This is a genomic window from Luteibacter sp. Sphag1AF, from assembly GCF_014192715.1.
Taxonomy (GTDB): domain Bacteria; phylum Pseudomonadota; class Gammaproteobacteria; order Xanthomonadales; family Rhodanobacteraceae; genus Luteibacter.
In genome coordinates this window covers 419,665-442,218 of sequence record NZ_JACHYH010000001.1, presented here as the reverse complement: position 1 = coordinate 442,218, position 22,554 = coordinate 419,665, and the positions used below count along the sequence as shown (strand labels likewise).

At 63.7% G+C, this 22,554-nt stretch carries 19 protein-coding genes and 1 riboswitch; of the genes, 6 read left to right on the top strand and 13 right to left on the bottom strand.

What is annotated here, in order from left to right:
- Nucleotides 1-14: 14 nt before the first annotated feature.
- The 5 genes from FHW69_RS02035 to FHW69_RS02015 all read right to left on the bottom strand — a co-directional run bounded on the left by FHW69_RS02035 (nucleotide 15) and on the right by FHW69_RS02015 (nucleotide 7,055).
- Nucleotides 15-1,025, bottom strand: coding sequence for a diguanylate cyclase (locus tag FHW69_RS02035; RefSeq protein WP_183421348.1), 1,011 nt, complete (start codon nucleotides 1,023-1,025; stop codon nucleotides 15-17).
- Complete coding sequence (locus FHW69_RS02030) at nucleotides 1,016-1,582, bottom strand: chemotaxis protein CheB (RefSeq protein ID WP_183421347.1); 567 nt, start codon at nucleotides 1,580-1,582, stop codon at nucleotides 1,016-1,018. Before FHW69_RS02030 ends, FHW69_RS02035 begins: the two co-directional genes overlap by 10 nt.
- Nucleotides 1,579-2,406 carry a CheR family methyltransferase gene (locus FHW69_RS02025; RefSeq protein ID WP_183421346.1) on the bottom strand — a complete coding sequence of 276 codons (828 nt, stop codon included), beginning with the start codon at nucleotides 2,404-2,406 and terminating at the stop codon, nucleotides 1,579-1,581. The genes FHW69_RS02030 and FHW69_RS02025 overlap by 4 nt, the downstream gene beginning before the upstream one ends.
- Nucleotides 2,407-2,410: 4 nt before the next feature.
- A complete protein-coding gene (locus FHW69_RS02020; protein ID WP_183421345.1) occupies nucleotides 2,411-6,046 on the bottom strand; it encodes a response regulator in 3,636 nt (1,211 codons plus the stop codon).
- A gap of 67 nt (nucleotides 6,047-6,113) precedes the next feature.
- A complete protein-coding gene (locus FHW69_RS02015; RefSeq protein WP_183421344.1) occupies nucleotides 6,114-7,055 on the bottom strand; it encodes a type II CAAX endopeptidase family protein in 942 nt (313 codons plus the stop codon).
- Between the two features lie 147 nt (nucleotides 7,056-7,202).
- On the opposite strand from FHW69_RS02015, the gene FHW69_RS02010 reads away from it, so the two are divergent.
- A complete protein-coding gene (locus FHW69_RS02010) occupies nucleotides 7,203-8,858 on the top strand; it encodes an FAD-dependent oxidoreductase (RefSeq protein ID WP_183421343.1) in 1,656 nt (551 codons plus the stop codon).
- A gap of 21 nt (nucleotides 8,859-8,879) precedes the next feature.
- On the opposite strand, the gene FHW69_RS02005 is transcribed toward FHW69_RS02010, so the two are convergent.
- Both FHW69_RS02005 and FHW69_RS02000 read right to left on the bottom strand, forming a co-directional pair.
- The gene (locus FHW69_RS02005) at nucleotides 8,880-10,484 is read right to left on the bottom strand and encodes a peptide chain release factor 3 (RefSeq protein ID WP_183421342.1); all 1,605 of its coding nucleotides are present in this window, start codon (nucleotides 10,482-10,484) and stop codon (nucleotides 8,880-8,882) included.
- Nucleotides 10,485-10,535: 51 nt separating this feature from the next.
- Complete coding sequence (locus FHW69_RS02000) at nucleotides 10,536-11,552, bottom strand: cysteine synthase A (protein ID WP_183422235.1); 1,017 nt, start codon at nucleotides 11,550-11,552, stop codon at nucleotides 10,536-10,538.
- Nucleotides 11,553-11,766: 214 nt separating this feature from the next.
- Nucleotides 11,767-11,881: riboswitch (SAM riboswitch) on the top strand.
- A gap of 94 nt (nucleotides 11,882-11,975) precedes the next feature.
- Here FHW69_RS02000 and FHW69_RS01995 point away from each other — a divergent pair.
- From FHW69_RS01995 to FHW69_RS01985, 3 genes are read left to right on the top strand one after another with little or no spacing between them, the layout of a single operon-like run.
- Nucleotides 11,976-13,010, top strand: coding sequence for a homoserine O-succinyltransferase (locus tag FHW69_RS01995; RefSeq protein WP_183421341.1), 1,035 nt, complete (start codon nucleotides 11,976-11,978; stop codon nucleotides 13,008-13,010).
- A gap of 2 nt (nucleotides 13,011-13,012) precedes the next feature.
- A complete protein-coding gene (gene metB / locus FHW69_RS01990) occupies nucleotides 13,013-14,200 on the top strand; it encodes a cystathionine gamma-synthase (protein WP_183421340.1) in 1,188 nt (395 codons plus the stop codon).
- The gene (locus FHW69_RS01985; protein WP_183421339.1) at nucleotides 14,197-15,267 is read left to right on the top strand and encodes a homoserine dehydrogenase; all 1,071 of its coding nucleotides are present in this window, start codon (nucleotides 14,197-14,199) and stop codon (nucleotides 15,265-15,267) included. Before metB ends, FHW69_RS01985 begins: the two co-directional genes overlap by 4 nt.
- Before the next feature lie 72 nt (nucleotides 15,268-15,339).
- On the opposite strand, the gene FHW69_RS01980 is transcribed toward FHW69_RS01985, so the two are convergent.
- Nucleotides 15,340-17,007, bottom strand: coding sequence for an APC family permease (locus tag FHW69_RS01980; protein ID WP_183421338.1), 1,668 nt, complete (start codon nucleotides 17,005-17,007; stop codon nucleotides 15,340-15,342).
- A 172-nt stretch (nucleotides 17,008-17,179) separates the two neighbouring features.
- Here FHW69_RS01980 and FHW69_RS01975 point away from each other — a divergent pair, with 172 nt between their 5' ends.
- Complete coding sequence (locus tag FHW69_RS01975; RefSeq protein ID WP_183421337.1) at nucleotides 17,180-17,560, top strand: hypothetical protein; 381 nt, start codon at nucleotides 17,180-17,182, stop codon at nucleotides 17,558-17,560.
- A gap of 79 nt (nucleotides 17,561-17,639) precedes the next feature.
- Here the strand turns inward: FHW69_RS01975 and FHW69_RS01970 are convergent, their stop codons facing one another.
- Nucleotides 17,640-19,022: an L-serine ammonia-lyase gene (locus tag FHW69_RS01970; protein WP_183421336.1), complete on the bottom strand. Its 1,383-nt coding sequence runs from the start codon at nucleotides 19,020-19,022 to the stop codon at nucleotides 17,640-17,642.
- A 68-nt stretch (nucleotides 19,023-19,090) separates the two neighbouring features.
- On the opposite strand from FHW69_RS01970, the gene FHW69_RS01965 reads away from it, so the two are divergent.
- Entirely contained in the window at nucleotides 19,091-19,318 is a 228-nt protein-coding gene (locus FHW69_RS01965; protein WP_183421335.1) for a glutaredoxin family protein, read from the top strand.
- 1 nt (nucleotide 19,319) lies between these two features.
- Here FHW69_RS01965 and FHW69_RS01960 read toward each other — a convergent pair whose 3' ends face one another.
- Genes FHW69_RS01960 through FHW69_RS01945 form a run of 4 tightly spaced genes read right to left on the bottom strand, consistent with a single transcriptional unit; the run spans nucleotide 19,320 to nucleotide 22,435 of the window.
- Nucleotides 19,320-20,666, bottom strand: coding sequence for a GTP-binding protein (locus FHW69_RS01960; RefSeq protein WP_183421334.1), 1,347 nt, complete (start codon nucleotides 20,664-20,666; stop codon nucleotides 19,320-19,322).
- Between the two features lie 14 nt (nucleotides 20,667-20,680).
- Nucleotides 20,681-21,241: a YceI family protein gene (locus tag FHW69_RS01955; protein ID WP_183421333.1), complete on the bottom strand. Its 561-nt coding sequence runs from the start codon at nucleotides 21,239-21,241 to the stop codon at nucleotides 20,681-20,683.
- Entirely contained in the window at nucleotides 21,238-21,825 is a 588-nt protein-coding gene (locus FHW69_RS01950) for a cytochrome b (RefSeq protein ID WP_183421332.1), read from the bottom strand. Before FHW69_RS01950 ends, FHW69_RS01955 begins: the two co-directional genes overlap by 4 nt.
- The gene (locus FHW69_RS01945) at nucleotides 21,809-22,435 is read right to left on the bottom strand and encodes a YceI family protein (RefSeq protein ID WP_255494483.1); all 627 of its coding nucleotides are present in this window, start codon (nucleotides 22,433-22,435) and stop codon (nucleotides 21,809-21,811) included. Before FHW69_RS01945 ends, FHW69_RS01950 begins: the two co-directional genes overlap by 17 nt.
- Nucleotides 22,436-22,554: the final 119 nt, after the last annotated feature.

Here is a 22,554-nt window from a genome sequence, read left to right as displayed (position 1 = left end):
CCCCTCCGGATGCTTCAGTCGGCCATTACGCAGCGATTCTTTCCGCCGCGCTTGGCGTCGTACATGGCCGTATCGGCGCGCGCGACCAGGCGGTCATATCCGTCGCCGTCAGGATCGCGGGTGAACATGGCGATGCCAATGCTGGCGCCCACATGGGCGCTGATGCGTTCGCCCTGTACGGTCAGCGTGTAGGGTTCCGCAATCGCATCGCACAGCGCCTGGCAGCGAATCAGAGCGGCTTCGCGGTCAGAGGCGTCATTCAGCAGCACGGCAAATTCATCGCCGCCCAGACGGGCGACCGTGTCCGAGCCGCGCGTCCGGGCACCCAGCCGTGAGGCAATCGCCTGCAACAGGGCGTCGCCCGCACCGTGACCGTGTTGATCGTTCACGCCCTTGAAGCCGTCGATGTCGATGTACGCCAGACCGAAACTCGTATCGTCCCCGTTCGCCTGGTCGATGGCTGCCAGCAGGCGGTCGCGGAAAAGAACGCGATTCGGCAGGCCGGTCAGCGCGTCGTGCGTGGCCTGGTGCCGGACGAGTTCTTCCATGCGCGTGCGCTCGGCTACTTCGGAGGTGAGCTGCTCATTGCGAACCGACAGTTCATCCAGCGCCTGCTGAAGCAGTGCACGGGCACGATAGAGCTCAAGGAATACGCGAACCTTCGATTGCAGGATCACGTCGTTGATGGGCTTGGCGATGTAGTCGACGGCGCCCGACGTATAGCCCTTCATGCGATTGACGTCATCGCCATAAGCGGCAGTGACGAAGATGATGGGCGTTTCGCGCAGCTGATCGGTTTCCGCAATCAGCTGGGCGACTTCAAAGCCATCCATCTCCGGCATGTTGACGTCCAGCAGCACCAGCGCGAACTGATGATCGAGACACAGCGCAAGCGCTTCGTTGCCGCTTTCTGCTTCGTACACATCCGCTTCGGCACGTGCGAGCAACCGGCGCATGGCGACCAGATTGGCAGGCGTATCGTCGACGACGAGGATCTTGGGACGGATAGTGGGATTCAAAGACATAATTGATTGAGCGTTCCGGCAATGGCGTTCAACGGGACGCAGGCGTCAGCGCCTGCGATGTCGAGGCCGGCCTGTGGCATGGCGGCAGCTTCGGCAGTGGTGGGGTCCTGCACGACGGCATAGCCGCCATGGGCGCGGACATAAGCGAGGCCTTCGGCACCATCGGCATTCGCGCCGGTCATCAGCACGGCGACGATGCGTCCCCGATAGGCATCCGTCACGCTTTCAAACAGTACGTCGATGGAGGGGCGCGAATAGGCCACTTTCGCATCCACGCTGAGTGCGAAGCGCAGCGTAGGTTCGATCAGCAGATGGTAGCCCGATGGTGCTACATGCACGACGCCGCCACGTACGGGAGCGCGTTCACTGGCTTCTTCAACGGGAAGTCGCGAGTGACGGGCCAGCAGCTCGCAAAGCAGCGATACGTCCGATGAACCGGTGTGGCAGCACACGATCACCGGCTGGGTCAGTCGCGCATCCACCTGTGCCAACACTTCCTGCAACGCGGTAAGCCCACCCGCACTGCATCCCATAGTGACTGCGCTCCACGTATTCATCGGGTCTGCCGGCCTCCGAGCTGGTAGATGCGCAGCGCGCCGTCCACATTCGTGAAATCGACAGCCGATGGGGCGAAGTCAATGTTTTCCCGCGTACCCAGGCACAGGAATCCACCACGTACCAGGCTGTCACGGAACAGGCCCAGCGTGCGGTCCTGCAACGGGTTGGAGAAATAGATCAGAACATTGCGGCAAAGGATAAGGTGCGCCTCGCAGAACACGTCGTCGGTCACCAGGTTGTGATTGGCGAACGTAACGTTCCGGCGTAACCGGTGGTCCAGCTTGATGAAGTCGTAGCGTGCGCTGTAGTAGTCGCTGAGCGACCGCTGACCACCGGCTTCCTGATAGTTGCGCGACCAGTCGCGCGCGTCGCGCGTGGCATAGATGCCTTCCTGGGCGAGTGCGAGCGCGGCATCGTTGAAGTCGGTGGCGTAGATCTGCGAGCGTTCGTAAAGACCGGCTTCTTCAAGAAGAATGGCCAGCGAGTAGATCTCCTGTCCATGCGCGCAGCCGGCCTGCCAGATGTTGATCTGCGGGTAGGACGCCAGCACGGGAAACACCTTGTCGCGCAGGGCCCGGAATACCTGCGGGTCGCGGAACATTTCCGAGACAGGCACCGAGAGACCTTCGATCACCTTCGACAGAAAGCCCTCTTCATGCAATACGCGACGGTTCAGTTCGCTGATGTCGCTGACGTCCTGCGTACGCACCAGTTGCAGCACGCGCCGCTTCAGTGACGCGGGTGCATAGCCGCTGAAGTCATAGCCATGCCGGAGCTGCATGGCGCGGACGAACAGCTCGATTTCGATATCTTCAATATCCATACGATCAGGACGGCAGCCACACGCGGATCATCGACAGCAGGCGATCAATGTCGATGGGCTTGGACAGGTAATCGTTGGCACCCGCTTCCAGGCATTTTTCGCGGTCGCCGCGCATGGCCTTGGCGGTGAGCGCGATGATCGGAATGCGGGCCACCGGCGGACGAGCGCGAATTTCGCGCATCGTGTCGTAGCCATCCATGACCGGCATCATGATGTCCATCAGTACCAGCTCGATGCCGTGATCGTCGTCAAGGGCCTTCAGTGCCTTCTGGCCATCCTGTGCCATCACTACCTGGATACCCTTGGCACGCAGCACCTTCGACAGCGCGAAAAGATTGCGCATGTCGTCATCGACCAGCAGCACCTTGCGGCCATTGAGTCCGACTTCGCCGGACGGCGTATCGTTCGTCTCCACGCGCGCAGGACCGTTGCGTATGCTGTGCAGGAACAGGCTTACCTCATCGAGCAGGCGGTCGGGCGAGCGTGCGCCCTTCACCACGATGCTGTCGGTGTACTGGCGGATCTTCAGGCTTTCCTCGCGGCTAAGATCCCGGCCGGAATAAACCACGACCGGCGGCACGTTGCCGGTTTTGGACAGGCGCTCCAGGAATTCCATGCCGGAGATGCCGGGGAGGCCGAGGTCGAGCACGATGCAGTCGTAGTTCTTGTCTGCCGCCATGATGAGTGCGTCTTCACCGGATGCGGCTTCATCTATGTCGACGGAATCATCGCGCAGCAGAGTGCGTACGGCTGTGCGCGCGCTGGCATCGTCGTCCACCACCAGCAGATGGCGGGTGCGGCCTTCGGCAAAATGCAGCAGGCGTTCAAACGCGTTGGCGATGGCCTCGCGACTCACCGGTTTGGTCAGGAAGCCCACGGCACCCAGTTCCAGGCCGCGCGTGGCATCGTCGGTCGCGGAGATGAAGTGCACGGGGATGTGGCGGGTGCGCGGCTCGGCTTTCAGTCGTTCGATCACCGACCAGCCGTCCATGCCTGGCAGCATCACATCGAGCAGGATGCCGGTGGGCTGGTATTGACGGGCCAGTTGCAGGCCGGATTCGCCATCGGCGGCAGCGAGCACGCGGTGACCCTTGCGATGGACCATGTCGGCAAGAATGCGCGCGAACGCGGGATCGTCTTCCACCACCAGAATGATTGTGTCGCCGGGCGACACCACGTGGCGATCATCATCAATGCTGTCGGCGATCAGGCCCGGGCTGAGTGGCAGGGTGGCCTCTGCGGCGGCCTGCTGCTGCCGCACGGGTTCCGGTCGTGTGCCATCTTCCGGAGCATTCTCCGGAATGAGGATGGTGAACGTGCTGCCTTTGCCCGCCTCGCTGGCCAGCAGGATGTCGCCGCCCAGCAGTTCGGCGATGCGGCGCGAGATGGCCAGGCCGAGGCCCGTGCCACCGTACTGGCGACTGGTGCTGGCATCGACCTGCTCGAACGCGTGGAACACGCGCTGGAATTTTTCCTCGGGAATGCCGATGCCTGAATCGGTGACGGCGATGGCAATGGTCGATGCGCGATGCATCGTTGCCGGCAGTGCCAGCGATGCATCGGGGCGCGCAATGCTGACCACGACACTGCCTTCAGCGGTGAACTTGAACGCATTGCTCAGCAGATTGTTGGCGACCTGTTCGAGCTTGGAGGCATCCGTACGCACGGTGGCCGGCAAGCCCGGTTCCACATCAATGCGGAAGGCCAGCTTCTTCTCCTGCGCCACATGGTTGAACGTGCGGCCAAGTGTGCGGGCGAGATCGGCGATGGCAAACTCGTCGACCATCAGTTCCATCTTGCCGGCTTCCACCTTCGACAGATCCAGAATGTCGTTGATGAGGCGTAGCAGGTTGGAGCCTGCGTCATGGATGATGCGTGCCGACTCCACCTGCTCGCCGGTGAGGTTGTTTTCGTCGTTGTCGGCGAGGCTGCGCGACAGGATCAGCAGGCTGTTCAGCGGAGTGCGCAACTCATGGGACATATTGGCGAGGAATTCGGACTTGTACTGACTGGCCCGTGCCAGTTCCTCGGCCTTGTCCATGGTGTCGCGCTGCAACGCTTCCAGCGCATCCTTCTGCTGGTTGAGTGTCGTGCCTTTCTCGCGGAGTTCTTCGTTGGATGCGTGCAGTTCTTCGGCCTGCACACGCAGTTCTTCTTCGGACGCAACGAGGCGCTGCGACTGTTCCTGAAGTTCGGCCGTTTTCGATTCCAGTTCGGCGTTGGTCGCCTGAAGATCGGCCTGCTGCGCCCGCAGCGCGTCTTCCGAGGCGCGCAGTTCGTCGGCCTGCTGCTGGGTGGTGTCCAGCAGGGCACGGGTGCGAATGGCGCGGGCAAGGTTTTCCAGCGACAGCGCCACGATGGGCATCAGTTCTTCGAGCAGCCGTTCCTGGATGCCGGTAAGGTGGTTGAAGCTGCCTATCTCGATAACGCCCAGCAGCGTCTCGCGCGAGTAGACCGGCACGACCACGACGGAGCGCGGCGACGCTTCGCCCGTGCCTGAGTGGATGCGTACGTAGTCTTCGGGCACATCTTGCAGCACGATGGTTTTTCGCTCGATGGCGGCCTGTCCCACCAGCCCCTCGCCCAGCGCGTAATCGCGCGTGACGTGGCGGCGCTCGCGATAGCCGTAGCTGCCCATCAGTTCGAGCTTGTTGCCGTCTTCGCGCCAGGCATAGAACACGCCGACGCCCGCGTGGAGCAGCGGCACCAACTCGCCAGTCAGCACGTCGGCGAAGTCGCGGTAGCTGGTGGCGCCCTGCAACTTGCTGGAGATGGCCGATATGCTGCCTTTGAGCCAGGTCTGGCCGGCGGTCTCGATGGCCATTTCCTTGAAGACATGCAGTGCACGCGCGATCTCGCCGATCTCGTCGCGACGATCCAGCTGATGGATTTCAACGTCGTGATCGTGCGAGGCCAGACGCGTCATGAGTTCAGTCATGCCCACAATCGGGCGGGTGATCAGGTGGAACGTCATCATGATCACCAGCGCAGCCACCAGCAGGCCCACGATGATCGAGGCAACGTTGAGCAGGCGAACGGTGTGCAGTGTCTGGTCCAGCGTGGCGTTGCGCTCCACCAGCAGCAAGTTCTCCGTGTCGGACATCTGCTCGATCAGTGTCTGCACGTCGACCATCAGCACGGTGCGATGATCGAGATACGAGCGGCGCACGGAGTCGCGCGCGACCGAGGCTTCCGGCGTGGCAGCGTTGCCGATGGCGCGCATCGGATCGATGCCTCCGGTGGATACCTCGGTCTTCCAGCGGTCCAGCATCTGCTCCAGGCGATCAATGCGTGCCTGCTGAAGCGGATTGTCGGCGGTCAGTCGACGAATGACGGCGACACTCTTCTTCAGTTCCTCGTCCTGTTTCACAAAGTCGGCAAATTCCGCTGGCGACTGGTTCAACAGGAACCCGCGCGCGGCAACCTGGCGTCCCTGCGCGTTGGCCTGCACGTCGTCCAGCGCGACGATCACCTGGTAGGTGTGATTCGACCAGGCGCGCGTTTCTTTCTCCCGGGCGAGGGACACCAGGTTGGCAATGCTCGCCACCATGAAGACGGCAAGCATGGCGACGATCGCCAGGAGAATTTTGCGCTGAAGAGGCTGGTGGGCCAGCCAGGATTGCTTCTTCATGGAAGGCATGCGGATACCGGAAGACTGGGGAAGAGAAAAGCGTCAGGCGTCCATGCCTTGTGAAGCCAGTATGGGGTTACGGCGTGTCCGTGGCATCACGGTGCGGGAGGCGCCAGAACGGCGGCACGATAGAATGGCGGCGGACGGCTATCGCGAGGCAGCCGGCAATGACGATGGAGCACACCGCCAGCGCGACCACGGAGGCTTCCGCGCCGAAAGCGCCGCCGGTGATCCAGTCCGGGCCCTGCATATGTGAATCCAGCAAGCCGCGCTGATCGAAGCCGGATACCGAGATGCCGTAGAAAGGGCCCTGGCTCACATTCCACGCGGCATGCAAGCCCATGCAGATCCACAGCGAACGGGTCACGTGATAGACCAGCCCGAACAACAAGCCGGCTTCCAGCGCGATGGCGATGGCACTCCAGACCGTGGCATTGGGGTTGCCGAGGTGGGCGGCGCCGAAAAAGGCGGCTGAGATCAACAGCGCGGCCCATGTACCCAGGCCTTCCTCCACGATGCGGAACAGCACGCCGCGGGCGACGATTTCCTCAATCACGCCAGCGCCAACCCCCATGGCCAGCACCGGGCCCAGCCAGATCACGTCGTGGTGCAGGCCGGTAACCGAATAGGCGCCAAAGGCAAACAGCACGCCCACGATTGTGCTGAACAGCACGAAGCCGGCGGCCAGGCCGATCAGCACGTGAGGGATCAGTTTTGCAGGCGCCAGTTCGGTCACCTTGCGTCGCTCAATGAAGCGCACGAGGATCCAGTACGCCAGCACGGAGGGAATCAGCAGAAGTACTTCAAGCAGTGGCGTGACGTCGGTGAACGGGAGCGGCTTCGCCGACGGGGGGCCGTAAATGGCGTGCCGGACGAGAGCCATCACGGCGCCGAATACCGAAGCCAGTATGAAGAAAATGACGATCCGCGCCAGTGGCGAGGTGAGCCAGCGCTTCCAGCGCGCAGGTGGAGCGGGCTCGGCAGCCGGCGGTATCGCATCGACGTGCGCAACAGACATCGGTATCCCCCCTTTGAGAATGTGGGGCAAGCTTAAAGGGAAGCGCGCAATCCGGGGGCATTCGTTACAAGATGGGCGCTGAGGGGATCATTAGTCTGGAATGGTTGCCGGTGTGCCGGCTTGCGTGTCTTTTCAGGAAATTACCCGATGAATCAGCCGCCAGGGTCCAATCCGTCCGATCCGTACATGCGCCAGGAGCAGACGTTTCCGCACCTCAACGACGAGATGGCCGAACGGGTGGCCAGCTACGGTCGTGAGGAGTTTGTCCCGAAGGGCACGCTCCTGATCCGTCGGGGCGACCGCCGGGTGGACTATCTGTTTGTGCTTGAAGGCTGCATCGAGGTGTACGACCTCGATGAAGCAGGCCGGCCCAATGTGTTCACCGTCCACGGGCCCCATCAGTTCACCGGCGAGGTGGACCTTTTCAGTGGGCGGGAAATCCTGGTCAACAGCCGGGCGGGAGCAGACACGCGCCTGATTCGCGTGGCGCCTGCCGATTTCCGCCGACTGGTATCGGCCGAGCCGGACATCGGCGAAATCATCATGCGCGCCTTCATTCTGCGGCGTGTGGGCCTGATCCAGCACGGCCACGGTGGCGTGACCCTGGCAGGCTCCGCCCACGGTGCCGATACCATCCGGCTGCGCAGCTTCCTCATCCGCAATGGCTATCCCTACCGGCTGCTGGATACCGAGATCGACGAGGATGCCCGGCATCTGATCGACAGTTTCGGCCTGGAGCCCGAGGAGTGCCCGGTAGTCATCACCCCGGATCGCAAAGTGCTGCGCAATCCCGGTAATGCCGAACTGGCTGACGAACTGGGTTTCAGCATTCACGTGGACAGCCGCCACGTGTACGACCTCGCCGTGGTGGGCGCAGGTCCGGCTGGTCTGGCCGCGGCGGTTTACGCGGCATCCGAAGGCCTGGATACGCTGGTGCTTGAAGCGCTGGCGCCGGGCGGGCAGGCGGGCACCAGTTCGAAGATCGAGAATTACCTGGGCTTCCCGACCGGCATTTCAGGCCAGGCGCTGGCCGGACGTGCACAGGTGCAGGCGATGAAGTTCGGTGCGCATCTGGCCGTGTCGCGTGCAGTGGTGGGGCTGGATTGCTCGCGGCATCCGTACCGGCTGACGATGGATGACGGCAGCACGGTGCAGGCACGTGCCGTCGTCGTGGCCACGGGCGCGCGCTATCGCAAGCTCAGCGTGCCCGACTACGAGCGCTTTGAAGGGCTGGGCGTGCACTACGCCGCTACCGCGATGGAGGCGACCCTGTGCAGCAACGAGGACGTGGTGGTCGTGGGGGGTGGCAACTCCGCCGGTCAGGCTGCCGTCTTTCTTTCGCGCAGCGCATCGCACGTGCACGTGCTGGTACGTTCTGGTGGCCTCGCTGCCACCATGTCGGACTATCTGGTGCAGCGCATCGCGCAGTCACCGCGCATTACGCTGCATACGTACTGCCAGATCGACGGGCTGGAAGGCGACACCTATCTGCGTGCCGTGACGTGGTGCGACAAGGATGGACGCCGCAGCACGCACGCGATTGGCGGCCTGTTCGTGATGATTGGTGCCGAGCCCAATACGGGCTGGTTGAATGGATGTCTGGACCTGGATGGCAATGGCTTCGTGAAAACCGGCAGCCAATGTCCCACGACCGCGGTCGACTCGCCCTATGCCACGACATTGAACGGGGTTTTCGCCGTGGGCGATGTTCGCTCCGGCTCAGTGAAGCGCGTGGCTTCCGGCGTGGGCGAGGGCTCTGTCGTGGTGCAGGCCATCCATCGCTATCTGCATCCCGGCGGCTGAGCACCGGGATGCAGCGTTGCATTACTTCACTTCTACCGCGGCGGCATGTTCGCGTGTGGCGGAGAAGCGCACCATCGGCCAGCGCTCCTGCGCCAGCTGAAGGTTGACGCGGGTGGGGGCGAGGTAAACCAGCTCACCCGCACCATCAATGGCGAGATTGGCGGCGTTCTTTTCGCGGAACTCTTCAAGCTTCTTCGCGTCGTCGCAATGCACCCAGCGTGCCGTGGAAACCGCTACCTGCTCGAAGGTGGAGTCGACGTTGTATTCGTCCTTCAGGCGGTAGGCCACCACGTCGAACTGCAACACGCCGACAGCGCCCAGGATGAGGTCGTTGGACATCATCGGACGGAAGAACTGCGTCGCGCCTTCTTCGGAAAGCTGGGCCAGCCCTTTTTGCAGCGCCTTCATCTTCATCGGATCGCGCAGACGGGCGCGACGGAAGAGTTCCGGGGCGAAGTTGGGAATGCCAGTGAACGACAGCACTTCGCCTTCGGTGAAGGTGTCGCCGATGGTGATGGTGCCGTGGTTGTGCAGGCCGATCACATCGCCGGGATAGGCACGTTCCACGATTTCGCGATCCGATGCCATGAAAGTCAGCGCATTGGCGATGCGCACTTCCTTGCCCGTGCGCGTCTGCAACATTTTCATGCCTGCGGTATAGGTACCCGAGCACACGCGCATGAATGCCACGCGGTCTCGATGTGCGGGGTCCATGTTGGCCTGAATCTTGAACACAAAGCCGGTGAGTTTTTCTTCCTCGGGCTTCACTTCGCGGGTCAGCGTGTCGCGCGAACGCGGATACGGTGCGTTTTCCACAAAGAAGTCGAGAAGCAGCTGCACGCCGAAGTTGTTGACCGCCGAGCCGAAGAAGACAGGCGTCTGCTTGCCGGCAAGGTAGTCCTCGATATTGAACGGATTGGACGCGCCCAGCACCAGGTCCAGTTCGTCGCGCACTTCCTTCAATGCCTCGGCACCGATGCGTGCGGCGAGGTCCGGGTGATCCAGGCCCTTGAAGATGGTGGAGTCCTGGCGTGTGAAGTTCTTGCCCGGCTCGAAGATGTGCACTTCGTCCAGCAGCACGTGATACACACCCTTGAGGCGCGAGCCCATGCCGATGGGCCAGGTGAGCGGTGCGCAGGCGATGCCCAGCACCGATTCCACCTCGTCCAGCAGTTCGATGGGCGAGCGGCCCTCGCGGTCCAGCTTGTTGATGAAGGTCATGATCGGCGTGTCGCGCAGACGGCACACCTCCATCAGTTTGATCGTGCGTTCTTCCACGCCCTTGGCGCAGTCGATGACCATCAGGGCCGAATCGACCGCGGTAAGCACGCGGTAGGTGTCCTCGGAGAAGTCTGCGTGGCCCGGGGTGTCCAGCAGGTTCACGATGGCTTCGCTGTACGGGAACTGCATCACCGAGGAGGTGACCGAGATGCCGCGCTCTTTTTCCAGCGCCATCCAGTCCGAGGTGGCATGGCGGGCAGCCTTGCGTCCCTTCACCGAACCGGCCATCTGGATCGCGCCGCCGAACAGCAGCAGCTTTTCGGTCAGGGTGGTCTTGCCGGCATCGGGATGGCTGACAATCGCAAAGCTGCGACGGCGCCGGGTTTCGGTCAGGTGTGAAGACATGAGGGCTGCGCGGTGAGGGCTTAACTGCGTAGTGTACCGCGTCAGGACGGGTCAGTCCGGGAAGGCGGTATCCAGCCAGGCCGGGACCGGCAGTTCCTTGCTGCGCAGGAAGCGCGGGCTGTAGAGCTTGCCCTGATAGCGCATGCCGCTGTCGCAAAGCACCGTGACGATGGTGTGGCCCGGCCCCAGGTGGCGGGCCAGGCGGATGGCCCCGGCCACGTTCACGCCGCTGGAGCCGCCCACGCAGAGGCCTTCCCGTTGGAGCAGGTCATGCACGACGGGCACGGACTCGTCATCCGGGATGGACCAGGCAAGGTCAATGGGTGCGCCGTCGAAATTGGCGGTGATCCGGCTGCTGCCGATGCCTTCGCTGATGGAGTTGCCTTCCGCCTTCAGTTCACCCGTATTGACGTAGCTGGCCAGCGCCGAGCCCGCCGGGTCGGCCAGGGCGATGCGGACGGTGGGTCGCAGCCCCTTCAGGGCCCGGCCCACGCCAGCCAGCGTGCCGCCTGTACCGGCCGCGCACACAAAGCCGTCCACCTGACCATCGGTCTGAGCCCAGATTTCCGGGCCGGTGTGGGTTTCGTGGTAGTCGCGGTTGGCGGTGTTGTCGAACTGGTTGGCGAACCAGGCGCTGCCGGGGTCCTGCGCGTTCAGTGACGCGGCCAGGGCTCGGGCCGCGTGGGCGTAGTGGCCAGGGTCCTTGTAGGGCACGGCAGGCACCAGGCGGACGTCGGCCCCGGTGACGCGCAGCGCGTCGATCTTCTCGCGGCTCTGGGTCTCAGGCATCACGATGATGGTGCGGTAGCCCCGGCTGGCGCCGAGCAGCGCCAGTCCGATCCCCGTATTGCCCGCCGTACCTTCCACCAGCGTGCCGCCTGCGCGGATCAGATTCCGGTGCTCGGCATCGTCCAGAAGCCCGAGAGCCGTGCGGTCCTTGATCGAGCCGCCGGGATTGAGGAATTCCGCCTTGGCCAGAATCTCGCAGCCCGTGATGGCCGAGGCATGGGCGAGCCGGATCAGCGGGGTGTCGCCAACGGTGGCGGAGAAGTCCGGGCGGATATCCATGGGTGTGAAGGTCACAAAGGCGGTGTTGCATGGTAACGCGATGGGGCTTTGTGCGGCAGGGGAGGGGCGAGTCTTCGGGGTCTCTGTAAATGGTCTGTAACCCTTGAATCATGGGGTTCGGTTCGTGTTGATCGACATGTACGAATGGATAGCTGGACGTTCAGACGTCTAAACGGCTGTTGACATGATCTCTTTGCGGGGCGTATCGTGGCCCCACTCATCGAGACCGGCTGAGGGACAGGCCCTTTGAAGCCGGGGCAACCTGCGATTATTCGCGACGGTGCCAACTCCTGCGGGGCGTCCTTGCGACGTCAGCCGATAGATGGGATGTCCTGACGGACGGCGTGTCTTCACGCCTCGTCGGCGGCAATCCGCTCTTGTGGCAACCGCGGAGGCTCGAATCGCCTTTCGGAGATCGCCGCAGTGTCAGCAGAGCCCGCCATCGTGACCCCCTTTGAAGCCCCCGCCGCCGCTGCGCCTGTTCGTGCGCCCGCCGATCTCACCGAGCACCGCGGCACCCGCCGGGTCACCATCACGCCGAAGTACGGCAGTGGCGCTGTGGATCTGGACGTCCGTTATCTGTGGTCCGGTGCACCGGGTGCGCCCACGGTGATCGTGCAGGGTGGCATCTCGGCCGACCGTGACGTCTGCACCGGTCGCGATCGTGCGGCAGGCTGGTGGCAGGACCTGGTGGGCGAGAGCGCTGCCATCGACCTTCGTCATTGCCGCGTGCTGTCCATCGACTGGCTCGTACCCGATGACCTGGGTGGCGTGCCGTCGGTATCCAGCGAAGACCAGGCCGATGTGCTCGCGGCACTGGTGGATGCGCTGGGCATTGGTCGCGCGCAGGCGTTCGTCGGTTCCTCGTATGGCGCCATGACCGCACTGGCATTCGCGTCCCGCCATCCGGCCAAAGTCAGTCAGCTGGTGCTTCTGGCGGGTGCGCACCGGCCGCATCCGCTGGCTACTGCCCAGCGCTCTATCCAGCGCGGCATCGTGCGGCTGGGTGCTTCCACCGGCCGCACGGACGAAGCGCTGGCACTGGCTCGCCAACTTGCCATGACCACTTATCGCGGCAGCGAAGAGTTTTCGCGTCGCTTTGCTGCCGGCCCGGAGCTGCGCGAAGGGCGCTTCCATTTTCCGGTCGAGGATTATCTGGAACACGCGGGTCGCCGCTTCGTCGAGCGCTTCGATGCCGACCGCTTCCTCGCACTGTCCGAATCCATCGACCTGCACGACGTGGCTCCGGAGTCCGTCGCCACCCCGACCACACTCGTGGGCTTCCCGTCGGATCGTCTTGTTCCGCTGGCAGACCTTTGCGAGTTGCAGCGTCGTCTGGCCGGTACGGCGACGCTGGAAGTGATCGATTCCCCTTACGGCCACGACGCCTTCCTGAAAGAAACCGCACAGCTCGCCCCGCTGCTGCGCCAGGCAATCAACTGTTGCGGAGACTGCTGACCATGACCGATACCCGACTTTGTACCCGCGCCGTTCGCGCCGGCATTGAAAGCGACACCCAGCACGGCGCTGTCGTTCCCGCGCTGCATCTTTCCACCAACTTCGCCTTTGAAGGCTTCGGCCGCAAGCGCGCCTATGACTATTCGCGTAGCGGCAATCCCACGCGCGATCTTCTGGCCAACGCGCTGACCGATCTGGAAGAAGGCGCTGGCGCCGTCGTCACCTCCAGCGGGATGTCCGCCGTGGCACTGGCATTGGAACTGGTGCCTGCCGGCACGCTGGTTCTCGCGGCACACGACTGCTACGGCGGCACATGGCGACTGCTGGATGCGTGGGCGAAGAAGGGTCGTTTCCAGGTCCGCTTCGTGGACTTCACCGATCCGGCGGCGCTCGCCGATGCCTTGTCCGCCCGTCCGTCGCTGGTCTGGATCGAAACGCCGTCCAATCCGCTGCTGCGCATCACCGACATCCGTCATGTATCGCAGGCGGCGCATGCCGTGGGCGCGCTGGTCGTCGTGGACAACACCTTCCTCTCGCCGGTGCTCCAGCAGCCGTTGAAGCTGGGCGCGGATGTCGTTGTGCATTCCACCACCAAGTACATCAACGGCCACAGCGACGTCGTGGGTGGTGCAGTGATCGCGCGCGATCAGGCCGTGGCCGACCAGTTGAAGTGGTGGGGTAACTGCAATGGCCTGACCGGAGCGCCGTTCGACAGCTTCCTTACCCTTCGCGGCATCCGCACTCTGTCTGTTCGCCTGCGGGCGCATGAGGAAAACGCGCATCGCATTGCCGAGCGTCTGGACGGCCACCCGGCCGTATCGCGCGTCTTCTATCCGGGCCTGAGCTCGCACGCCGGACACGCGTTGGCCGCCCGTCAGCAGAAGGGCTTCGGCGCAATGCTCAGTCTGGAAATTGCCGGAGGCGTGGAGGGCGTTGAAGCCTTCGTTGATGGCCTCCAGTATTTCTCGCTCGCCGAATCGCTGGGTGGCGTTGAAAGTCTCGTTGCTCACCCCGCGACCATGACGCACGCATCCATGGCGCCCGAAGCGCGTCGCGTTGCCGGAATCTCCGACAGCCTGCTGCGCCTGTCCATCGGTATTGAAGACGGCGACGACCTGCTGGCCGATCTCGATGCTGCGCTTGAGCGCGCGTCGCGCGCGACCGAACCCAAACGCAAGGTGGGCGCATGAGCGCGGTAGCTGCCATTGGGTCAGTCAATGCGTCGCCGCGCACGGCTCTGGTCCTCCTTGGTACCGGCGTGGTCGGGCGTGCACTCCTCCAGTTGCTCGACACGCCTGCGGCGCGCTCCCTGCGTTTGGTGGGGGCCGCCAATTCGCGACGCCAGCACCTCGTGCCCGAGGGATGGAAGAGCGTTGAGGTTGCCGATCATCTGAAGCGCTCAGGCGACAGCCGCGACAACCGTCCCCTGCTTGACGCGCTGGATGCCAGCGGCGCGCTTCGCAAAGTGGTGATCGACGCCACGGCATGTCCCCTGGAGGCTGCCCGGCACGCGGAGTGGCTAGAGGCGGGCTATCACGTCGTCACGGCCAACAAGGCGCTGGCTGGCGGCCCGCTCAGTGGATGGCGGGCGTTGCAGCAGGCCGGGCAGGGTGGGTGTACCTATGGCGATGCTGCGACGGTGGGCGCTGGATTGCCGGTGCTTTCCACCCTGCGTCGCCTCCGTGCTTGCGGAGACAGCCTGCTCACGTTGGAGGGCGTGTTCTCCGGTTCGCTGTCGTGGCTGTTCAACCAGTACGACGGCACGCGCCCGTTCTCCGAACTTCTGCGCGAGGCACGTCGTCTCGGCTATACCGAGCCCGACCCGCGCTCGGATCTTTCTGGCGAAGACGTGGCGCGCAAGTTGCTCATCATCGCGCGCAATGCGGGCTACTCACTGGGTAGCGACGAAGTGGAAGTTGAAAGTCTTGTGCCGGAGAGCCTGCGCGGCGTCGACACACCCGCGTTTCTTGAACGCCTCAAGGAGCTGGACGCGCCGCTGCGCGAACGCCAGGCTGCTGCCGCATCGCGCGGCACCGTGCTGCGTTACCTCGCCCGACTGAATCAGCGCGGCCGCGCACGCGTAGGACTTGTGGAAGTACCCACCGATCATCCGGCCGCGCGCCTGTACGGCACCGACAACCAGTTCGCACTCACCACCACCCGCTATCACGCGCAGCCGCTGGTGATCCAGGGGCCGGGCGCGGGGCCGGAAATCACGGCGCAGGCGTTGCTGGGGGATGTGCTGGCACTGGGGTAGGCAGCACTCCGCACGAGCAGGCTCGTTCCCACCCAGGCACAAAAAAGCCGGCTTGCGCCGGCTTGTTCTTGTTTAACGGTGACCCGTCATGTGCTGGGTCTGGTCCGCGCCAGGCGGCACGAGGACCGCGTCGGGATGTTCGCTGGCTTCGAATCGGGCCGCGTCCACCGTCGGGGTGCGCCAGCCTGAGGAGATGCCCCAGAAGTAGAACACCGTGCCGAAGATCGCGACGACCAGCAGATCCCAGCCGTAAGGGATGTAGTCGTGGCCACCGAAAGTGGCGCTGCCGGCCCACGAAATCGCGGCGATGACCGGCAGGTAGACGATCAGCCACCACGAGCCCTTCAGGTTGCGGGCAAAGTCCTGCCAGCCGGTTTTTGCCTGGTAGTAGAAGTACAGCGGAAGCGCGACGACCATCAGCAGGATGATCTCGCCGGTCAGCGGCCACTTCGCCCAGTACAGGAGCTCAGTCGCGAAGATGAAGGCCAGCGCGGCGAGGATGGGCAGGCCGGGAATCCGCAGCGGGCGCTTCAGTTCCGGGGCGGTACGGCGAAGCGTCATGACGCTCACCGGGCCGGTCAGGTACGAAATGATGGTGGCGACCGAAATCACCGCCGCCAGCGTGCCCCAGCCGCGGAAGAAGAAGAGGAAGACGAACGACACGGCGAGGTTCAACCACATCGCCGGGCGCGGGATACCGAATCGCGGGTGGATATGGCCGAAGATCTTCGGCAGCGAACCGTTGCGCTCCATCGCATAGATCATGCGCGCGGTGGTCGCCGTATACGTGGCACCCGTACCGCTCGGGCTGACGAATGCATCCGCGTACAGCAGGATGGCCATCCAGTTAAGTGCCAGGGCGGTGGCCAGCTGCGCGAACGGCGAGCTGTAGTTCAGGCCCGCCCAGCCTTCATGCAGATGTTCCGGCGGCACGGCGCCGAGGAAGGCAACCTGCAGCAGCACATAGACCACGGTAGCCAGCAGGATCGAGCCGATGACCGCGAACGGAACGCTGCGCCCCGGATTGCGCGCTTCGCCTGCCAGATTCACCGGACTCTGGAAACCGTTGAAGCTGAAGACGATGCCGCTGATAGCCACGGCCGTGAGGATCGAGGAAATGTTGATGGCATGCGTGCCACCGTGCGCACCGATCTTGAAGTTTTCCCAGTGGAAGCTGGTCATCATCAGGGCGATGGCGGTGGCGGCGGGCACCACCAGCTTGAAGATCGTGATTGCCGTGTTGCTCTTGGCAAACAGCTTCACGCTCCAGAAGTTCAGGAAGAAGTACACCAGCACCAGCACGGCGGCGATGGCCAGGCCCCACGGCGTGAGTTCGCCATGGCCTTCGGTCACGACGTAAAGGCTTTGCGTCCACTTCGCCCAGTCCCAGGGCCAGGAGGCCATGTACTGCACCGACGCTTCGGCCTCGACCGGAATCACCGACACGATGGCGATCCAGTTGGCCCAGCCGGCAATGAAGCCGACCAGTGAGCCGTGGGAATAGTGGCCGTAGCGCACCATGCCACCGGACTCGGGGAACATCGCACCCAGCTCGGCGTACGTCAGGGCGATGAACAGAATGATGACCGCGCCGATGATCCACGCGTAGATGGCGCCGGGACCGGCAAGCTGGGCGGCGTGCCAGGCGCCGAAAAGCCAGCCCGAACCAATGATCGATCCCAGGCCCGTAAGCATGAGTGCGAAGGCGCCGACGTCGCGGCGGATAGCGCTATGAGACATGTAAACTCCGGTCGGATGGGGAACCGGGAAGGTTCCTCAAGGCGGCACAAGGGCGGGATGATGACAGCCCGGAAGCCACCTGTCAGCCGTGCCAACTGGCTGGGAACAGATTCACCTCTGTCTCGTCGGGTGGCGATACACTGTCGGGCGCAGTCTGGAACAAGGGGGTCGGATGCGTTGGGTAAAGACCGCCTGCGGCGTATTCGTAGTCGCTATGACGGTATGCGGCGGGGTTCGTGCCGCCAGTGAGTGGAGCGACAAAGGACGTTTGATCGACTCAGAGTCGTACGATCGGACATCCAAGGGATTCTATTTCACCCTGTACCCGGGCGAAGATCCGGTTGCGGCCGTACGCCTGTGTGCGCAGACCATGCGTGAGCGGGGTAACCTCGCCAGTGTGTCGTGCTTCGCATTTACCAGTCGCCAGCGCTTTGATACGCGTAAGGGAAAGCTGCGCGTCTGCTACAGCGCCGTTGCCAATCTGTGGGGCGACGACGAGCCGGTGCACGTGGAAACGGTGGACCGGCTGCCCAGGATCTGCCCGCAGCGATAGTCATTCTGGCGGCGCGAAGCGCATCCAGTTTTGAGAAAGTTCGCATTCCCCCTCGCGAACTCCCTCCCGCAACACCCCATCAGCACTCGATGACGTTGACCGCCAGACCGCCGCGCGAGGTCTCTTTGTACTTGTCTTTCATATCGCGGCCGGTATCGCGCATGGTGGCGATGACCTTGTCCAGCGACACGTGGTGCTTGCCGTCACTCTTCTGAGCCATGCGGCTGGCATTGATGGCTTTGACCGCGCCCATCGCGTTCCGCTCGATGCAGGGAATCTGCACCAGCCCGCCAATCGGGTCGCAGGTGAGGCCCAGGTTGTGCTCCATGCCGATTTCCGCGGCGTTTTCCACCTGGCGCACATTGCCGCCCAGCGCTGCCGTGAGACCACCGGCCGCCATGGAGCAGGCCACGCCGACTTCGCCCTGGCAGCCCACTTCGGCGCCGGAGATGGAGGCGTTTTCCTTGTAAAGGATGCCGATGGCGCCCGCGGTCAGCAGGAACTCCACCACGCCGGACTCGCTGGCATTGGGGCAGAAGTGGAAGTAATAGTGCAGCACGGCCGGCACGATGCCCGCGGCGCCATTGGTCGGCGCCGTGACCACGCTGCCACCGGCGGCGTTTTCTTCGTTGACGGCCAGCGCGTACAGATTGACCCAGTCAAGAATGGTCAGCGGATCGCGCAGGGAGGCTTCCGGCTGCGCGCGCAGTTCGGCCACCATGGCCGGCGCACGACGGCTCACTTTCAGGCCGCCGGGCAGCACGCCCGGCGAGCGCAGACCGCGATTGACGCAATCCTGCATGGCCTTCCAGATGTGCAGAAGGCCGGAGCGGACCTCGGCCTCGGTGCGCCAGATGGTTTCGTTGGCCATCATCAGCTGGGCAATGGTGAGGTGGTGTTCCTCGCACAGCGCCAGCAGCTGGTCGCCTGAGGAGAACGGATAGGGCTGTTCGCTGGTGTCGGCCACGATGCGGTCTTCGGCCGCTTCGTCCGGGTTGACCACAAAGCCGCCGCCTACCGAGTAGTAGTCGCGCGTGGCCAGTTCGTTGCCATCTGCATCGAAGGCAGAGAAACGCATGCCGTTGGTGTGGAACGGGAGCTTCTGGCGCTTGTTGAACACCAGGTCGGACTTTTCATCGAACGCGATTTCGTGGCGACCGAGGATGCGGATGCGTTTGGAACTGCGGATGCGCTCCAGCGTGGCCGGGATCATGTCCGGGTCCACGCGGTCGGGCCATTCGCCTTCAAAGCCCAGCAGCACGGCCTTGTCCGTACCGTGGCCGCGGCCGGTCATGGCCAGCGAGCCGAACAGTTCGCAGCGCACGCGGGCCACGCGTTCAAGCACGCCTTTTTCTTCCAGCCAGTGTTCCGCAAAGCGCGCGCCAGCGCGCATCGGGCCTACCGTATGCGAGGAAGACGGGCCGATGCCGATTTTGAAAAGGTCGAAAACACTGACGGCCATGGGAAAGGCTTGCTGTTGGGGATAGCCGGCTATTCTACGCCCTGACGCCCGCTGACCCCAGAGACCCGATGCATTCCTTTGTTCTGTATCAACGCGACGACTGCCATCTGTGCGATCAGGCGCTGGCGTTGCTGGCGCAGGCGCGTTTTCCCGAGTTTCAGAGCGTGTGGATCGACGAAGACGCTGCGCTGGAGCACCGCTATGGCGTGCGCGTGCCGGTGCTGCGCCGCAGCGATGGTGAAGAGCTTGACTGGCCTTTCGATGTGCAGGCTATTTGCCGCTTCGCACAAGCATGAATCATGCGCGTGAGCGCAGGTGTTTCATGATCTCCTCGCGCGCTTCGCGCAGGATGGAATCGCGGTCCAGACTGGCCACGATGTCGGCTACCGCACGCTTGGGGCCGTGTTCGCCCCAGGATTTGCCGCCCACCAGATAGTGTTCGGCCGCGCGCCCGATCAGTACGGTGGCGTACCAGCCCAGCGCGCCCTGGGCGGCGGCGGTGACAACGGTTGACAGTCCGCCACTCAATCCTTTCAGCGCGGATGCCACGAGCTGGACGCCCCAGATGGCGCCCATCAACGCTGCCAGCTGCGCGGATATCACGGCGACCAGGCGTCCGGACTCGCTGCGGGTCAATGGCAGTCCATACACGCGGCTGAGCTGCACCACCATCGCCGCATCCAGGCCCGCGGCTACCAGCAAGTCTGCGACTGGCACGGGATTGAGCGCCACGGCCAGTCCCTTGGCGATGCAGTACTGACGAATGACGCGCGCGGCCAGATCGCGGCGGGCACTGGCGATGCGCTGGCTGACCTGATCGGTCAGGCGTCCGGCAAACAGGCCCGCGTTGACGGATGAAAGTGCCTTGCCTTCGCGCTGGGCAATGGACAGCAGGCGTTCGCGCAGTGCGCGGACGTCCGGAAGGGTGGCCCGTTCCTGGCGGTGTTCGCGCCCCTGTTCGTCCACTTCCACGAATACCTTCGGCGAGGGCAGGGCGGCAACGGCGATCACGTTCTCCGGCAGCACGATGCCCGCCGTATGTTCGACCAGACGGGCCAGCAGGCCGTCGCGCTCGTCGGGCGTATAGCGGTCTGTCTTGTTGAGCGCCACGATGATCGGTCGGCGCGTCTGTGCCAGCGTGCGCAGCGCATCGCGCTCTTCGCGGGTGAGGTCGCCATCGGCGACAAAGACGACCAGGTCGCTGATCTCGGCGACATCAAATGCCAGCCGTTCGCGCTCTTCGCCGCCCAGTTCGTTGATGCCCGGTGTATCAATGAGCACCAGTCCGTCGTGCGCCGCTTCGTCCAGCCGTGCAGGGCGCGCATCGGTGGTCGTGCCGTGCAGCACGCCCACCGCGAACGCCTCGCGGCGCAGCAGCGCGTTGCCCAGCGCCGACTTGCCCGCGGAGACGCGCCCGAAGACAGCCACATGCAGCTCGCATTTTTCGATACGCGAGAGCATCGCTTCCACACGTGCGAAGTCTTCGGCCATGGCCGTGCGCACGTCGGTGGGAATGGAGGAGTCGTTGAGAATTTCACGCAGACTGGCAGCCACGCCGTCGCCCGTCACGGGGGATGACGGGCGTGGCGTGGGAGGCCGAACGCGACCGGCGAGGTCGCGCAGGCGTTGCCAGAAGGCACTCATCGGTGACTGCTGACTTACTTCGGCAGCAGTTGCAGCGTGCCGTTGATTTCCACGGCATCAGCAATCGTGCTGGTGTCCTTGTATTCCGAACCGCCCACGCCGAAATCGAGGCGCTTGACCGAGCCTTTCACCGAGAGCGTGGCACCACCGGCGTTCGGCGCGAAGGTGACGATCAGGTCAACCGGCTTGGTGACGCCGCGCAGGGTGAGCGAGCCGTGTGCCACAACATGGCCAGCGGCATCCTTCGTGAAGCTGCTGGTGACGTAATGCGCTTTCGGGAACTTGGCAGCATTGAAGAATTCTTCACCCGGAAGCGCGCTGTCACGGTCGCCGTCGCCGGTAGCGGCGCTGGCCACATCCACGGTGACGTCGAATTTCGAGGCAGCCAGGTTGGCGGCGTCGTAGGTGATGGCTGCATCAAATTTCTTGAACGTGCCGTCGAATTGCTGCCCCTGGAACTTGCCGCTGAAACCCAGCGTGCTGGACGGCTGCGTCTGGTAGGTGGCGGCGTGTGCGCCAAGCGGAAGCGCGACGGCCAGGCCGAGGGCAAGAACGGTGCGGAGCGTGATCGTCATGGGGTATCTCCAGGTGGAACGGAAGTCGGGGTACGACGGGGACGGCCGAACGGAAGCATACGGCGCAGCGTGTTGTCGTGATCCACAAAATGATGCTTCAGCGCGCCGCCGATGTGTGCCACCAGTACAACGCACAGGAACCAGAACAGGTACACATGGACGGTACCCAGTACATCAGACAGCTCCGGGTTTTTGTCCAGCAGCGCCGGCAGATTGAACTGCTTGAAATACTGCAGCGGAAAGCCGTGCGCGGAATTGAACATCCAGCCCGTCAGCGGAATGGCAACGATCAGAAGATAGAGCAGGCCGTGCACCGCATGGGCGGCCATCTGCTGCCAGCGCGGCGCCGGTTCGTCAGGCGGGCGACGGTCAAACATCTTCCATGCCAGGCGCAGCACGAACAGCGCGAGCACGGTCAGTCCGATGGACTTGTGCAGCGCGAACATGTTGATCTTGTTGAGCGACGGTTTCAGGCCATCCATCCAGATGGCGAAAATGCCGTTGCCGATGATGAGCAGCGCCATCGTCCAGTGAAAGAATTTGGCGACCGCGCTCCAGCGGGTCGGATTATTGCGTGGCGCCACGTGGGGTCTCCTGGGTGGGCGAGGCGGAAGCGGGGGTGTCATCGGTACGGATCGCTTCGATTTCCAGCATCACAGCGACATCGGTGCCAATGGAGCCGGTATGGCTGGTCATGCCGAACGCGGTGCGATCCAGTGTGGCCGTGCCGGAAAAGCCGGCGATGGTATGCATGCCGTAGATGGTGCGCGCGACGCGGTTGAGGCGGAAGGACACATCCACCGGGCGGGTGACGCCGCGCAGGGTGAGGTTGCCGTGGATCACGCCTTCGTTGTCGCTGCGTTTTTCAACCGAGGTGCTGACGTAGCGTGCAGTCGCGGCACGGTCGCTGGCGAAGAAATCATTGCCTCTGACCGCCTTGCTCCAGCCGGCGTCGCCCATGTCCACTTTGCTCAGGTCGATCGTGAGGTCGGTGGACGAGCGAGTCCAGTCCTTATCGTCGAACAGCAGTGTGCCGCTGGCCACGTGCAGTCGGCCTAAGGATCGGGAGAACCCGTTGTGGGTCACGCTGAAGATGATCTGGCTGTGCACCGGGTCATAGCGGTACGAGGACGGAGCGGCATGCGCGGCGGTACTGGCGGCCAGCGCGGCGGCGAGAATCCAGGCGTGACGCATGGGCATTTTCTCCGGGCGGGCCGTGGGGTGGCGGGAGGGCAGTGTCGCCCAAGGCGGCCACGCGTGCCAGCGGGCCGAAGCGAACGCATTGTTCACCGGATGATGCGGAACTCCCGTGA